Source organism: Tritonibacter sp. SIMBA_163 (assembly GCF_046535935.1).
Taxonomy (GTDB): domain Bacteria; phylum Pseudomonadota; class Alphaproteobacteria; order Rhodobacterales; family Rhodobacteraceae; genus Epibacterium; species Epibacterium scottomollicae.
In genome coordinates, this window is sequence record NZ_JAWJBP010000345.1 from 1 (window position 1) to 278 (window position 278).

1 protein-coding gene is annotated in these 278 nt (G+C 63.7%); it reads right to left on the bottom strand.

Annotation, left to right across the window (positions count from 1 at the left end; genetic code table 11):
- Positions 1 to 271, bottom strand: a 271-nt coding sequence (locus R0J92_RS22660; protein WP_411053317.1) for a hypothetical protein, incomplete at its 3' end; no start/stop codon positions are given.
- Positions 272 to 278: the final 7 nt, after the last annotated feature.

Genomic DNA, 278 nt, shown 5'->3' on the forward strand with positions numbered 1-278 from the left:
GGTCATTCTCCACGAACGCCAGGTCGCGTTCCTCACTGACCGCATCGAACTGATCACGCAGGCCCGAGAGTTCCTCCTGCAGGCTGGCGCGACTGGTCAGCAACGTGTCGACTCGCCCGCGCAGCGCACCAACCTCGTCCTCCAGTTCCCCATTGCGGGGCAATAGCCGCTCGGTCATCCCATCCTGGCGGGCAAGATCGACGGCGGTGGCGAAGGAATCGCTCGATCGGCGCGAGATGTCAGAGATCAGCGTGGCGTAGCCGATCTCCAAATCCTCG